Source organism: Chlorogloea sp. CCALA 695 (genome assembly GCF_003003885.1).
Lineage (GTDB): Bacteria > Cyanobacteriota > Cyanobacteriia > Cyanobacteriales > Chroococcidiopsidaceae > Aliterella.
This window is the reverse complement of sequence record NZ_PVWN01000008.1, coordinates 86,413-101,051: the sequence shown is the minus strand read 5'-3', so window position 1 is coordinate 101,051 and position 14,639 is coordinate 86,413. Positions and strand designations below refer to the sequence as shown.

The 14,639-nt window shown below is 39.8% G+C and carries 14 protein-coding genes; 9 read left to right on the top strand and 5 right to left on the bottom strand.

All coding sequences use genetic code 11. The annotated features are described in order from the left end of the window. The first annotated feature begins 128 nt into the window (after positions 1-128). The gene (locus tag C7B70_RS06645; RefSeq protein WP_106368272.1) at positions 129-923 is read left to right on the top strand and encodes a glutathione S-transferase family protein; all 795 of its coding nucleotides are present in this window, start codon (positions 129-131) and stop codon (positions 921-923) included. A gap of 22 nt (positions 924-945) precedes the next feature. Then, positions 946-1,701 carry an amino acid ABC transporter ATP-binding protein gene (locus C7B70_RS06640; protein WP_106368271.1) on the top strand — a complete coding sequence of 252 codons (756 nt, stop codon included), beginning with the start codon at positions 946-948 and terminating at the stop codon, positions 1,699-1,701. On the opposite strand, the gene C7B70_RS06635 is transcribed toward C7B70_RS06640, so the two are convergent. Together C7B70_RS06635 and lipB are read right to left on the bottom strand one after the other, a co-directional pair. Beyond that, positions 1,698-2,282, bottom strand: coding sequence for a Uma2 family endonuclease (locus tag C7B70_RS06635; RefSeq protein ID WP_106368270.1), 585 nt, complete (start codon positions 2,280-2,282; stop codon positions 1,698-1,700). The two genes, C7B70_RS06640 and C7B70_RS06635, sit on opposite strands and share 4 nt — an antisense overlap. A gap of 4 nt (positions 2,283-2,286) precedes the next feature. Next, positions 2,287-2,973, bottom strand: coding sequence for a lipoyl(octanoyl) transferase LipB (gene lipB, locus C7B70_RS06630; protein WP_106368269.1), 687 nt, complete (start codon positions 2,971-2,973; stop codon positions 2,287-2,289). A gap of 551 nt (positions 2,974-3,524) precedes the next feature. Here lipB and hpf point away from each other — a divergent pair. Continuing rightward, the gene (hpf, locus tag C7B70_RS06625) at positions 3,525-4,163 is read left to right on the top strand and encodes a ribosome hibernation-promoting factor, HPF/YfiA family (protein WP_106368268.1); all 639 of its coding nucleotides are present in this window, start codon (positions 3,525-3,527) and stop codon (positions 4,161-4,163) included. Between the two features lie 34 nt (positions 4,164-4,197). Here hpf and C7B70_RS06620 read toward each other — a convergent pair whose 3' ends face one another. Together C7B70_RS06620 and C7B70_RS06615 are read right to left on the bottom strand one after the other, a co-directional pair. Beyond that, positions 4,198-4,650, bottom strand: coding sequence for a peroxiredoxin (locus C7B70_RS06620; RefSeq protein ID WP_106368267.1), 453 nt, complete (start codon positions 4,648-4,650; stop codon positions 4,198-4,200). A 118-nt stretch (positions 4,651-4,768) separates the two neighbouring features. Next, on the bottom strand, positions 4,769-5,980 hold the full coding sequence (locus C7B70_RS06615; RefSeq protein WP_106368266.1) for an HhoA/HhoB/HtrA family serine endopeptidase: 1,212 nt from the start codon (positions 5,978-5,980) through the stop codon (positions 4,769-4,771). Between the two features lie 224 nt (positions 5,981-6,204). On the opposite strand from C7B70_RS06615, the gene C7B70_RS06610 reads away from it, so the two are divergent. Both C7B70_RS06610 and C7B70_RS06605 read left to right on the top strand, forming a co-directional pair. Then, positions 6,205-7,023, top strand: a complete 819-nt coding sequence (locus tag C7B70_RS06610; RefSeq protein ID WP_106368265.1) for a sugar phosphate isomerase/epimerase — start codon at positions 6,205-6,207, stop codon at positions 7,021-7,023. Further along, positions 7,010-8,572, top strand: coding sequence for a glycosyltransferase family 39 protein (locus C7B70_RS06605; RefSeq protein ID WP_106368264.1), 1,563 nt, complete (start codon positions 7,010-7,012; stop codon positions 8,570-8,572). Before C7B70_RS06610 ends, C7B70_RS06605 begins: the two co-directional genes overlap by 14 nt. A 40-nt stretch (positions 8,573-8,612) precedes the next feature. On the opposite strand, the gene C7B70_RS06600 is transcribed toward C7B70_RS06605, so the two are convergent. Continuing rightward, complete coding sequence (locus C7B70_RS06600; protein WP_106368263.1) at positions 8,613-9,416, bottom strand: SDR family oxidoreductase; 804 nt, start codon at positions 9,414-9,416, stop codon at positions 8,613-8,615. Positions 9,417-9,441: 25 nt separating this feature from the next. Here C7B70_RS06600 and C7B70_RS06595 point away from each other — a divergent pair, with 25 nt between their 5' ends. From C7B70_RS06595 to C7B70_RS06580, 4 genes are all read left to right on the top strand, one after another. Continuing rightward, a complete protein-coding gene (locus tag C7B70_RS06595) occupies positions 9,442-11,280 on the top strand; it encodes a fatty acyl-AMP ligase (RefSeq protein ID WP_106368262.1) in 1,839 nt (612 codons plus the stop codon). A gap of 36 nt (positions 11,281-11,316) precedes the next feature. Continuing rightward, a complete protein-coding gene (locus tag C7B70_RS06590; protein ID WP_106368261.1) occupies positions 11,317-11,688 on the top strand; it encodes a hypothetical protein in 372 nt (123 codons plus the stop codon). Positions 11,689-11,939: 251 nt separating this feature from the next. Beyond that, positions 11,940-12,269 (top strand): hypothetical protein, encoded by a 330-nt coding sequence (locus C7B70_RS06585; RefSeq protein WP_106368260.1) that lies wholly within the window; start codon positions 11,940-11,942, stop codon positions 12,267-12,269. Between the two features lie 47 nt (positions 12,270-12,316). Continuing rightward, complete coding sequence (locus tag C7B70_RS06580) at positions 12,317-14,416, top strand: pentapeptide repeat-containing protein (protein ID WP_106368259.1); 2,100 nt, start codon at positions 12,317-12,319, stop codon at positions 14,414-14,416. Positions 14,417-14,639: the final 223 nt, after the last annotated feature.

The following is a 14,639-nucleotide window of genomic DNA, read 5'->3' as shown; positions in this document are numbered from 1 at the left end:
CGATCGCCTCTTCTGCGAAAAAGCAAAAATTTCTTAGCTATATAAAGATAATTTGTCAAAATAGACCCTTTTGAGGAATCATAATAATAGGCACATTACTAACGTTAAATTCAAAGTAACACCTAAAAATGATTGAATTATACCAGTTTGAACTATCGCAGTATTCCGAAAAAGTGCGATTGATCTTAGACTACAAGGGCTTAGATTACCGCAAAATCGAAGTAATTCCAGGCATGGGGCAAATAGACTTATTTCGTCTAACTGGTCAACGTAAAGTTCCGGTGATCAAAGACGGTGCTAATATTGTGAGTGATTCAACGGAAATCGCTAAATATTTAGACCAAAAGTACCCTGATCGTCCGCTATTTCCCACCGATCCCAAGCAAAGAGGGTTATGTTTGCTAATAGAGGAATGGGCTGATGAATCCATTGGTGTAAAAAGCCGCCAAGCCTTATTTGGCGCACTAAGCCAAGATCAAAACTTCCGCAAAGCTTTATTGCCAAATACTACGCCAGACTTATTAAAAGGCTTAGTAGGAGCCGTTCCCAATGACCTATTAAAAATATTAGGGTTTGGAGTGGGCGCAAGTCCTGACATTGTAAAGTCGGCTGAAACTGATTTAAAGCAAGACTTAGAAGCATTGTGCTTGCTTTTAGCAGATAGTCCTTACTTAGTAGGCGATCGCACTACCTTAGCAGATTTATCGGTAGCAGGATTATCAATGCTAATTAAGTTTCCTGATGGCCCTTACTTAGATTTACCCGCTAATGTAAAAGGCAAAGGCGTACCAGGTTTAGCAGACAATTTAGCTTATCAACCATTTTTTACCTGGCGCGATCGCTTGTACAGCCAATATCGCAAACTTACTCCTGGTGCTGTAAATATTACAGGTTCGGCTCCTACAGCGATTAGTATTGATTGAGTAGTCCAGACGCTAAATAAATATGGACAAAGTAATCGCCTTTAATAATATTGAAAAGAACTTTGGCTCCCTAAAAGTCTTGCAAGGCATCACTGGTGCAATTAACCAGGGAGAAGTAGTAGCTGTGATTGGCTCCTCTGGGTGTGGTAAAAGTACGCTTTTACGCTGTTTTAACCGCCTAGAAGCCATCAATAGCGGACAATTGGTAGTTAACGGCATAGATATATCTCACCCCACCCTAAACTACCGAACTCTGCGCCAATTGCGAAGTTTGGTCGGGATGGTATTTCAGCAATTTAACTTATTTCCTCACTTGAGTGTCCTTGAAAATCTTACCCTTGCACCGCGTCAGGTATTAGGCAAAACACCGAAAGAAAGCGCCCAAATCGCCGGAGTGTACTTAGACAAAGTAGGCTTATTTGATAAAGCATCTGCTTATCCAGAACAACTATCTGGGGGACAAAAACAAAGAGTGGCGATCGCGCGAAGTTTGTGTATGAATCCACAAATTATGCTTTTTGACGAACCGACAAGCGCCTTAGATCCAGAACTTGTAGGGGAAGTGTTGCAAGTAATGCAGCAATTAGCCGCCGATGGAATGACAATGGTAGTTGTTACCCATGAAATGCAATTTGCCCGCGAAGTAGCAAGCAAAGTTATCTTTTTAGATAAAGGCAAAATAGAAGAGCAAGGGATAGCCCGTGATGTTATAACTAATCCCCAGAGCGATCGCCTGCGTACTTTTCTAAGTCGCTTAAAAATAACGAGTAATTTCTAGCCTTCATGCTGCAATGCTTGGTTAAATGCGATCGTTGCATCGTATTGATCGGGCATATTTAAGCAGCGAACAAGTAAATTTATATCTAATTCCGGTAAAAACTTACTTTTATCTACCTGTTCGTATTTACTGGCTTGTAGGTGGTAAATAAATACTCGCTGCTTTTGGTAAAACCAAACTTCCGGTACACCCCAACGCCTGTATTTTTCTAGCTTATTCACACCACCGCTAGTAATAACTACTTCAATAGCGATATCTGGTATAGGCTTAATAAAATCTAAGTTATACGATTCATCAGGCTCTCCCCTTGCGCCATCTTCACGATTTCCTAGCGTATATCCACCTGTAGTATAAAATCTTCTCCCAATATGTCGCAGGTAAATTTCCAGCAACAAACCTACTGTACTTTTCGATTCTTCATGCGCTGGTGAAGGGGACATTATATCTAGGGTTCCATCTAAATAAGTTAAACGTATTTTTGTGTCTTCTAGCAAAGATGCGATCGCCTCAAACTTTTCCCACGAGATATCGTAAAGAGTAATAATCGATTCTTGGTTGCTAGTTTCTAATTGTTCAAGCATGGTGCTACAACTCCTGATTTTCAATAAAATCAACCCTAAATACTTCCGCAAAAGCTACCGCTAATTGGGTGCGTACTTCCTCTAATTTAATACCTGGAATCCATTGCGCCATACTCCCTACAGCTTTATCCGCAATTCCACAAGGTACTATTTGCTCAAACCCCGTTAAATCGGGACATACATTTAAGGCGAAACCGTGCATAGTCACCCAGCGACTAACTTTGATGCCGATCGCACCCACCTTAACCCCTTCTACCCAAACCCCTGTTAATCGGTTAAGGCGATCGCCTTTTAATCCATAAACCGCCAAAACCTTGATCAACACCTCTTCTAACTGTCGCAAGTACCAGTGCAAATCTTGACGATAGTATCTCAAATTTATTATTGGGTAGCCGACTAATTGACCTGGACAATGATATGTTACTTCCCCACCTCGCTCTACTCGGTACACCTCAAAGCCGCTTTTGTCAATATCAAATTTTACAAAATCTAGACTAGCACCTTGTCCCAAGGTATAAACGGGCGGATGTTCTAGCAAAATTAGAGCGTCATGCAAACTAGGATTATCGATGCGCTCTTGTAGTAGCTTTTTTTGCCAATCCCAAGCTAGGGAGTAGCTTATTAATTCTCTGTTATATAAGTAACAGCAACGGCGGTGAGTTTCAGTTAATGTTTTGGTACTCGCAATCATTACAAAAATCAAGGGTAATTTTTACTAAATTTGAGCTTAAAACCCGGCGCTAAAATCAAGAATTGTCAACAGATGCAAAAAATCTTGAAGCTAGAGCAAAATAACTGTTTTCTCCAATACAAAGTGGTAGGGTAACTGTATGATCTCAAATCGGCAGGGAGGAAGTTTCTTCTAACCTAACCATGCACCAGAAAGTTGAAGTGTTGAAGGGCAAAATATCAATATCTATACCGTTGGTATAAGGGCTAAAAATTTCAATCGTAACTGTAAAACTATATACCTTAACTGCTAACTAATTAAGTTAGCTATCAGAAAATCTTTGCGATCTTCAAACAACGTAAGCCAATCGACTTTAGCAGTAAAAAAGGTAATATAAATAGGGTGCGTGGTAGCAATGAAAAGATATTTAAATTGTAACTGGATGCTCAAAAAGCAGAAATCGGCATTGCCCCACTAAACCAAGGAATAGTTATTTATAATAATCGCTATTACTCTAGCTTTGCCTTTGAACAAAACACAATTAGCACAAGCAATTTAGCGGAGAATTAAATATGAAGCTTGTCATTCACGGCAAAAATATTGAACTTACCGATACAATTCGTGAGTATGTACATCAGAAGATTGAAAAAGCGGTAAATCATTTTCAATCTTTGACGACAGAAGTAGATGTACATTTATCTGTAGCTCGCAATCCACGTATTAGCAGCAAGGAATCAGCAGAAGTAACAATATATGCCAACGGTAGTGTAATTCGTGCCGAAGAAAGCAGCGAGAGCTTGTATGCAAGTATAGATTTAGTCGCAGATAAAATAGCTCGTCAACTGCGAAAATACAAAGAGAGAAAGCAACCTAATAAAGCGACCGTTGAACCAATAGTAGAAGCAGATAGTGACGACACGATACCATTAGTAACCGACTTAATAGGCGATCGCACTCCTCAATTACCAGCCGAAGTTGTCCGTACTAAGTATTTTGCCATGCCACCAATGACAACAGCCGAGGCATTAGAGCAATTACAAAACGTAGACCATGATTTTTATATGTTTTGCAATGTCCAAACTGGAGAAATAAACGTAATTTACGAGCGCAATCATGGCGGCTATGGTGTAATTCAACCGCGCAATAACGGACACAATAATAATGGTACTACTCAAAGTAAAAGTAGCGAAAAACCTCATTTAGTTAAATAAATCTGTAGGGCGTACACTTAAGTACGCCCACTTATTACACTGCTTGCAGAATTTTCAACGATTCTTGAATGTGACCTTTAAAGTCAAATTGGGAGTTGAAAATGTGTTTGACTACTCCTTGCTCATCGATAACATAAGTTACTCGTCCTGGAAGTACAAAAGCTGTTGACGGAACACCGTAAAGCTTACGAACTTGGTTATCTTTGTCACTAAGTAGAGTAAAAGGTAAATTGTACTTAGCAGCAAATTTTTGATGAGATTCTGGGGAATCGGCGCTAATGCCAATAACTTCTGCCCCAGCACCTTTAAATACTTCATAGAAGTCTCGAAATTCGCAAGACTCTTTTGTACATCCCGGCGTATCATCTTTAGGATAAAAGTAAAGTACGACGGATTTTTGAGCGCGAAAATCTTTCAAGCTAATAGACGTACCAGATTGAGAAAGAAGGGTAAATTCTGGCGCTGTATCTCCAACTTTAACGGGCATAGTAATTAGTTATTGGTGATTTTTTTTATCCTAGCGCGATAGCGCAAGCGCGCACGCAGGGCTTCGCATCCTCGAACAAACCAAGGAAACAATACTTGCTTTGTATTGCTTCCTCTGACTATGCAGCCTCGCTTTGCAACTCTCCAGCTTTCACCCCGATTTGCTGGGTTTGATTTCCACGCTGAATTTTGAGTTGTAAAGTCTGACCGATGCGGCTATTTTCAACAAGATTTTGCAACTGTTCCCCGGTAGTCACAGGTTGCTTGTCAATTTGCAAAATTACATCGCCGCGTCGTAAACCCGCCGATGCTGCGGGGGAATTAGGTACTACACGCACTACTAAAACACCTTCAACTTCCGGTACATTAAGCGGCGAATTGGGGTCGGTATTGTTAGCTTTGGCAAGTTCTGGAGTCAGATTCTCCATTTGTACGCCTAAGTAAGGGTGAGCAATTTTCTCGCCGCGCATCAACCTATCTTTAATCTCTTTGGCTTTATTAATCGGAATTGCAAAGCCAATTCCCATCGCATCGGCGCGAATCGCAGTATTAATGCCAATTACTTCACCTTGATCATTTAGCAATGGCCCGCCAGAATTGCCGGGGTTAATGGCTGCATCAGTTTGGATAAATTCTAAACGCTTATCAGGAATACCAACTTGAGCGCTAGAGCGTTTTAAAGTTGAGACAATACCTAAAGTAACCGTACTATCAAAGCCTAAAGGATTTCCCACTGCGATCGCCCAATCACCTACTTGCACTTCTCCCGAATCTCCTAAAAGTGCGACGGGTAAATCGCCGTTGGTGGAATTAACTTTAATTACCGCTAAATCGGTAACTTCGTCAGCGCCCTGTACTGTGCCTTCTAAGGTGCGTCCGTCCTTTAACCTTATTGTTACTTTGTCTGCCTGGTTAACTACGTGAGCATTGGTCAAAATCTCGCCACTACGGTCAATAATAAACCCCGATCCTATCCCTCTTAATCGTTCTTCGGGCATTCGCTGGGGGAAACTTTCACCAAAAAAGCGCCGAAAAGTAGGATCTTCAAACATCGGATCGTTAATTCTCCGCGTTACGGTACGCTCAGTATCAATACGAACTACTGCTGAGCCTACTTTGTTGACGGCGGCGGAAACAAAGTTATTAGAGCCTACATTAGCTCTGGGAGGCTTTTGAGCGACAATTGGAGCCGAATCTACAACGGTTGGCATTGATAGAGCTTGAGACGGCATGACGCGCAAGCTACTAAAGGCAAACAGTACCCCAAAGGCGATCGCTAGTCCATGAGTAATTAGTTGACGTAAGGAGCGCAATTTATTCTTTAATCGCATAGTATCAATAATTCAAGAGCCGAGATAAACAGCAACTTCTCTTAGTGTATTTGATGGCAATAGAGTGTGGCTCAATTTTAGCAATCCCCTAACTAAAAATAAGCAGCTATTTTTAAGCTCGAAAAGTTGCTGTTGCCTTTTGGCAGGTAATTCTTTTTGTTTCTTTAGCTGACACCGTTATTTTTACAGTAAAATTTTGCTAATAAATTTATAAAATTAGTTTAATGAAAATTGCAGTTTCTAATATCGCTTGGCAACTAGCCGAAGAAGAAACGATCGCTCAAATTATGCAAGCTTTAGAAATCAAAGGAGTGGAAATTGCTACTACTAAACTTTGGTCTTCGCCTTCAGTAGCAACAAAAGATGACATTGAAGACTATAAGAATTTTTGGCAAAGTAGAAATATCAAAATTGTTGCTATGCAATCTCTATTATTTGGTAAACCAGATTTAACGATTTTTGCTAATGCTGAAACGCGCCAAGAGACGTTTACATACTTGGTAGAGACGATTGAGTTAGGTAGCAAATTAGGTGCTAAAGTTTTAGTATTCGGCGCTCCTAAAAATAGACAACTTGTGGGCTTAAACTACGAACAAACTCAGGAAATAGCTCTAGAGTTTTTTCATAAACTAGGTGAATTTGCCGCTAATTTAGGAATAAGTTTTTGTATTGAGCCTAATCCTCAAGTTTATGATTGCGATTTTATTACCGATTCTCGGCAGGGTTTTGAATTAGTAAATAAAGTTAACAGTGCTGGTTTTAGATTGCATTTAGATACGGCTGCTATGACTTTAAGTAACGAGTCTATTTCTCAGGCTTTAAGACAATCTTTCAGCACATTATGTCACTTTCATATTAGCGAACCTTCCCTAGTAACGATAGGAGAAGGAAAGGTAAATCATGAAATTTTTGCTCAAACTTTAGCAAGTCTTAATTATCAAGGTTGGACATCGGTTGAAATGAAAGCACAACACCCAATTTCAAATGTTTTAAATGTCTCAAAAGCTCTAGAATTTGCAATTAAATACTATGGTAACAAGTAAGCAATGCGATCGCATTATCTTAGTTTTTTGCCTTACGACCTGCTTGCTTGCTTTATTTATCGGTTCTTTTCGTGAAGTTGGCGCTTTTGGGGTAGAAAGTGATTTTTATGAAGTTTATGCGGTACAAGCTGAAAATATTTTAGCAGGAGGTTTTTACACTTATGAGCATAATCCCCCTGGTTATTGCTTACTTTTAGCAGCGATAACTTTTTTAACGGGGAATACTTTTATAGCTGGTAAACTTATTAGCGCGTTTGCTACCGGATTTTTTGGTTGGATATCTTACCTTTTACTTAAAACTTTATTTGGATATAAGATTGCTTTTATATCTACTATTTTTTTATTACTTACCTTAATTCCTAGCTCTTTTTTAGCTGCTACTGATGTAGTTAGCTCGGCGTTTATTACTCTATCTTTGTATCTCTTTTTACGTCAACCATTTTTAAGTTTGAATAATTGCTTTTGGTTAGGATTTGCGGCGGGAATTTCCTATTTAATGAGAGGAAATGCAATTTTTGTAAGTGTAGGCATTGCTTTTTGCTTAATTTTTATAAACTTTGAGCGGATAACTTGGCAAAAAAGATTAATTAAAGCTGTTATTTTTATAATTGGAGTTTTTGTAGTAACTTTTCCTTGGTTTATTTATACTTGGAAAGTTAACGGTAGTGCTTTTGCAAGTACGGCTTATTTACAAGTCGCCGCACACTTTTTTCATCCCCAAGATGATGAATTTATTACTAATATACAAGCAATGCGATCGCATTTTCATTCTTTCTCAGAAGTCTTGCTATACAATCCACCCAAATTAATCAATAGATATCTGCAAGATGTTTTGTTTTTGAACATTCCTAAACTCTTTTTACCCAAATCTTTAATAGATAGTCTAAACTTCCCGGTTTATCAGCTTGTTTTAGCTATACCTTTGTTTTTTGTGCTTAGGGGACTATTTTTTATAATCAAAGACATCAAGCAAAAGCAAGATAAACTTACTCAAAAACAGACAGCTTTTTTATTACTAAACCTCCTCGGTTATTTACTTTTAGTTTTGGTAGGATTTCACCGCCGCTATTATCTGTTTTTGTTTCCGCTTATATTCACTTCAATTATTTATCCTTTGGTTATTTTTCCCGGAAAAGCTCGTTTATATAGATTGGCGTTTAACTGGATTTTTATAATACATTTAGTTTTAGTTTTGAGCGCGGCGGCTTATATAGAAACTAAATTAATTCTAGTTTCCGAACCTAAGTATCTGGTAGAGATAGCAGCTTTTTTAAAAACTTCCTCTTTACCTAACGAAACTATTATTGTTCGCAAATCCCACCTGGCTTATTTAGCAAATTTGAAAGCAGAGTTTCCTTTAGCAACAAATGCTAACGAATATTTAGATAAAGCCAAAGAAATTAATGCTAGTTATATTGTTTATAGCGATTATGAAGCTAGTTTATGGAAAGGTCTGGAATCTTTGAGTAACCCAAAAACATTGCCAAGTACATTTAAACTAATTTACACTCATCCACCAACAAATACTTTAATTTATGAAGTAAAATAATCAATTACCAATTACCAATTACCAATTACCAATTACCCAATTAAGTTTTACTTTTAGCAATCAGACGGTCAAAATAATAGTTTAATCCTGGAGCAATGAGACTGTGGAATTTATTTAATATAGTAAGTTCTAAACCAGGTGCGATCGCAAAAGTTTTTTTCTCTATTCCCTTAACAATCTCTTTAGCCACCGCTTCCGCACTCCAAACCTTTGCTGTAGCAGTAATTAGCTTTGTTGCTGGTGGTTTAGTCTTATTTTCTTCTGCAAGTTGAGGAGTGTCTGTATCTGGTGGATAAATAATTGATATTCCTACTCCCAAACCCTTCAATTCACCGCGCAAAGATTCCGCCAAACCCCGCACCGCAAACTTACTAGGACTATAGGCACTATACCCATAAATGCCAATTAAACCCGCACCCGACGAAACTAAAACGATATGACTGTTTGGTTGCATCGCTGGCAATGCTGCTTTAATACAATAAAGAGATCCAAAGTAATTAATTGCCATTGTCTGCTCAAATATTTCTAGGGGTAACTCTTGAAAGTAGCCAGGGTGTGCGATTCCCGCCGAATTAATTAAAAAGTTAGGTAAGCCATTGCGCTCGATTGCAGTATTAATTGCTGCGGTTGCTTGCACTCCATCGGCTACATCAGCGCTTAAAGTAATAACTTGCTGGTTTGAATCTAAGCATTTTGACAAAATCTCAACTTTTGCAGCTTCAAGCCTGGTGCGATCGCGCCCAATAATTGTAATATGGCTGCCAAGACTTGCTAATAATTGCGCTGTAGCTTTACCAATACCACTAGAACCACCAGTAACGATCGCGTGTTTTTGAGCAAACATAATATTTAATTAGAATTTACAGCTAATGTCCGGCGAAAAAGATTACTTAAATTTAGTAGAATTATTGCGATATCGCTCCCAGCACCAAAGTAATTGCACTGCTTATACTTTTTTAACAGATGGAGACGCAAGCGTTAGCGTAACTTATCAAGAGTTAGATTTACAAGCTCGCGCGATCGCTGCAAACCTACAATCAAAAAGAGTTAGCATTGCCCTTTTAGTCTATCCCTACGATGGCGGGTTGGAATTTATCGCCGCTTTCTTTGGCTGTTTGTACGCAAAAGTAATTGCTGTACCCTGTCATCCCCCGCGCAACCGCCACGCCAGCAATGATTTAGCGGCGCGTTTAACGTCTTCTCAAGCAAAAATTGTTTTAACTACCAAAAACCTTAAATCTAAGCTCAAAAATCAGCTAGGAACCCTTGCACCTTTAGAATGGCTAACTACTGACGAGCCTTACTCAAATACCGACTGGCGAGAACCAAATATAAGTGGCGATACCTTAGCTTTTTTGCAATATACTTCTGGTTCTACGGGAGTGCCTAAAGGTGTCATGATTACCCATGATTGCGTACTACACAATCAAAAAATCTTGCAACTAGCCTTTTGTCATACCGAAAAATCTATTGGTGTCGGTTGGTTGCCTTTATTTCACGATATGGGACTTATTGGTAATGTACTGCAATCGTTGTATGTAGGAATGCCTTGCATTTTCCTTTCACCCATTGCTTTTGTGCAAAAACCCGTGCTTTGGCTACAAGCCATATCTCGTTACGGTGCAACTACTAGCGGCGCTCCCAATTTTGCTTACGAGTTACTGTGTGATCATGTTACCCCGGCGCAAAAACAAAATTTAGATTTGAGTAGTTGGGATGTAGCTTTTACTGGCGCTGAACCCGTGCGCGTTGAGACTATGGAGCGCTTCGTAAAGGCATTTGCAAGCTGTGGTTTTCGTAGCGAAGCCTTTTACCCCTGCTACGGGATGGCGGAGGCTACGTTGCTGATTTCTGGGGGTGAAAAAACTACGCTACCAGTAATTAAATATGTTGAAAAAGCCGCCTTAGAAAAAAATCAAGTAATTACCGTAGATAGTTACAGAGAAGGGGTAAAAAGCCTTGTTAGTTGTGGTAAATCTTGGTTAAGTGACACAATTGCGATCGCAAATCCCCATTCTTTAACCCAATGCCAAGATAATCAAGTTGGAGAAATCTGGGTTTCAAGTTGCGGAATCGGTAAAGGTTACTGGAATCTAACTGAACAGACAAACCACACTTTTCAAGCTTCCTTTCCCGACAATCCGCAATTAGGCTGCTTTTTGCGTACTGGCGACTTAGGCTTTTTAGCTGATGGCGAACTATTTATTGTTGGTCGTCAGTACGATGTTTTGGTATTTTGGGGATTCAACCACTATCCGCAACACATCGAACAAACCGTAGAACAATGTCATCCCGCCTTAAAACCTAACTGCGGTGCAGCTTTTTCCGTTGAAGTAGATGGGGAAGAAAAGCTAGTTATTGTCCAAGAATTAGAACGCAATTATCGCCATATTTTAGCTAAAGATATAGCTGAAACTGTCCGGTGGGCGGTATTTGACCAACATTTAATCGATATTTATGCGATCGCTCTGCTCAAACCTGGTAACATACCCAAAACCTCTAGTGGCAAAATTCAACGCCAAACTTGCAAGCAAAAGTATCTCGATGGTAGTTTAAATATTCTCAGCCAGTGGCGTTTACAAACATCAAGCAATCTAACGTCTTTAATCAACCGATACTTAAATCCCCTCACCCACGCCAAAAGATACTTGACGTTTACTAAAGGTAGCTTGCGGCGCTGGCTATTTTTAATACACCGCAGCGATTAGTTATCCTAGAGATAGCGCAATTAAAATTATCTGAAAATGAGTCTTAAATCTTTCGATCTCAATATTTCTAATTTAGGACGGTGGATTGCTATTATTGGCGTTGCTTGGCTAATTGGTACTGTTGGCTTAGGGTGGCTTGTCAATTGGTTTCTAATTTTGGTGGGATTACTGATATTAGTACCCGTTTTAGGCTTTTTTGGCTTTCGCTTTTGGCTGCAAAGCAACCTAATTCAAGATAATTGTCCCGTCTGTCATTACGAATTTACAGGTTTAAATAAAACTCAATTGCCATGTCCTAATTGCTCTGAACCTTTGCAAGTAATTCAAGGTAAGTTTAATCGCTTTACTCCGGCGGGGACTATTGACGTGCAAGCGGTGGAAGTTTCTAGCCAATCGCGGGATGATTGAAGCTAAATTGACTAGACAAAAATATCGATAATTAGCTAACTTACTCTTAATATTTCTACACAATAAATTAGCCAATAACTTATATAATTATTCATCCCCAGTAAAGAAAATGGTATAGAGAAGCACAACTTTTTAGTTGTTCGCTAGGATGCAGTTTGCAATAAAAAAATTTGCTAAAGTTTCCTCACCAAAAAATGTTTGCCGACTTATAATTTGTGACTAAAGATAGTTATAGCTAACGCCAACCAAAAATGAATACTGAAGAAAGCGAACAAGACTTACAGCGTCGTTTGCAAGAACTAGAAGTTTCACTGCCTACTAACACCCACCCGGTAGCAACCCCAAGCAAAACCAGCAACAATTCTGTAGCAGGATTAAATCAGTTTATCAGCTTGTTTAAGTCTTTACCCAACGTGGGAAAGATAATTGTAGTCGGCGTTGGGACTATAGTTGGATTTGCCATACTCAAAAGCTTATTAAGCTTAGTCGCAACGCTGTTTAGCCTAGCGTTTTTAGGGTTGATTGTATATTTTGGATATCAGTTTTTGGTAGCTCGTAACTCTCAAAAAATAGAAAAGTAATTCCAACGCTAGGTAGGGAAATCAAAACTTTATATTAAGGATATAAAATGGCTAATCCAAGTGTGAGGAGAGGAGGCGATCGCAATTATAAGCAAGTAAAGCTAAAACCACTACCATTAGTGACTAGACGTTTTGCAGCTTGGGCGATCGAAATATCAATAATTGCTAGTAGCACTATAGTTCCTTATAGCATGGGAATCTATGCCAAAACCCATTTAGCAGAGCAAGTACCATTAAACCCAGTCCTCGTAGCAACTGAGAAAGTAATCACAAGTACCTTTGCTTTGCCTGCAAGTAAAGAAGTTAAAGAAGTTCCACCATTAACTAATTTACTCTGGTCTGCGGCTCTTTTAACCCCCCTGTTACTAGGTAGCTGGCAAATATATCTACTCGCCAAAACTGGCAGCACATTGCCCAAACGCTGGCTAGGTATTCGCGTAGTTACTACCGCCGGAAAACCCCCAGGATTAGCAAAAATTGTCCTCCGCGAAGGGGTAGTCGCTTGGGGGTTGCCGTTATCTATTGCCTACACAGTATGGCGTTGTAGTGGCTTATTTCCTGATCCTGGCGTGCTTGCCGTCTTAGCGGGGGTAATGGTGTTAGGAGAAGGTATTAGCGCCCGATTTGACCGCCAGCGCCGCTCGTTGCATGACCTAATTTCAGGAACTTACGTTGTCAATGCTAGTCGCATCTATGCCCCCAATAGTGGGCGCTTAGGCGAAAATAACGGGCAGGCAGTGGAGGGGAATACATCTATTTACAGTTGGAAAAAACCCGCCGCTCATGTTGCCGATGCAGCGATTATCTTAACTAAGAAAAAAAAAGTACAGCGCGATTTGTGGGTTTGGATGCGTCGCCATCCCAAATTTACCTTGACAGTTGTGGCAAGTTGTAGTGTGGGGACGGTAATCGGGACTTTAATCGCTACTGGGCTTTACGTTCGCACGCAAATAGATAGCGGGCAATTTGAGTACAATAGCGAACAATTATTAGCAGCCACCAAACAATTAAATTCTACCGAAGCGAACACTTTAACCCAGCGCACTGAAGCAATTTTAAATCTGGGTACAGTAAACAATCCCCAAGCCAAGCAGTTGTTAGTTAATTTATTGGCACAATCGACTAACCCAGAATTAACTAAGGTGATTCAACAAGCATTGGTTGCAAGCGGTACGGAGGCATTGCCAGCGTTGCAACGGTTGAATTTGTCAAGCGCCAATAATTTTGATGCTTCTAGCCGCCTTCAGCTTGTAGCTACCCAAAATGCGATCGCCGAAATTCTCTCCATTTATAGCGGCAAATTGACTTCGGTACAATTAGAGCGGATTAATTTAGGTGAGGCTGGTAATTTTAGCTTAGTCCTCAATCAAATTGACTTTGCTGGCATTGACCTAAGCGGAGCAAATCTCGACCGGGCTAACTTAGTAGATAGTCAATGGCAAAGTGTAGAAAATAATTCCACTGCTACCCTCAACGACGCGCAAATGAAATTTGCAATTCTTACTGGCGCAAACTTTAGCCGCGTCTCTATGCAGCGCGTTAACTTGTTTCATGCCAATCTCAACCAAGCTAACCTAGCGTTTAGTAACCTTACAAGTGCTAACCTTAGCAGCGCTCAACTGGTAGGAGCCGATTTGCAACAGGCTATATTAACTTCTGCAAGCCTTACCGGGGCAAATTTAGCCGGAGCAAATTTAGCTAAAGCTAATCTATCTTCTGCTCGTTTAGGTCGAGTTAGCGCCTTAAAAACTAACCTCCAACTTGCAGATTTAAGTGCTACCGATTGGCAAGGAGCAGATTTAAGCGGGGCAGATTTGAGCCGTGCTAATCTTAGCAATGCTAACTTGAGCTACGCACGAATGCAAAATGCTAACCTGCACCAAGCACAACTGCAAAATGTCAGCTTGCGAAATGCTGATCTTAGCCAAGCAGATTTGCGGGAAGCTGATTTAACGGGAGCCGATTTAGCTGGAGCAATTTTTGCCAATTCAAAATCTGCTCAAGCTGATGGGTTTATTCAAGCACCAACTGAGGAATCTCAATCGGCTTTACTCAAAGGCGTTGACTTTACCAATGTTAAAAACTTAGATACTACCCAGCTTGCGGCTATTTGCCTCCAAGGTGGCACTCATCCCCGTTGTCCTTAATCGTTGCTACGAGAAAGGAGAGATTTTTCTAGCATCAAAAGTTATTGAGACAGCGCTTTTTATTTTCTCAAAAATCAGTGATATTTATCACTATTTAGGTTTAAGTTGTGACTTTTATTAGTTGAAATTACTTAGATTTTGAAAAATAAATTTACACTTTTAGCACCCTAGGTTGCTGCTTTGACAAAAGTAAGCCAAAATCGAGAGTAGATTTAGGCTTACT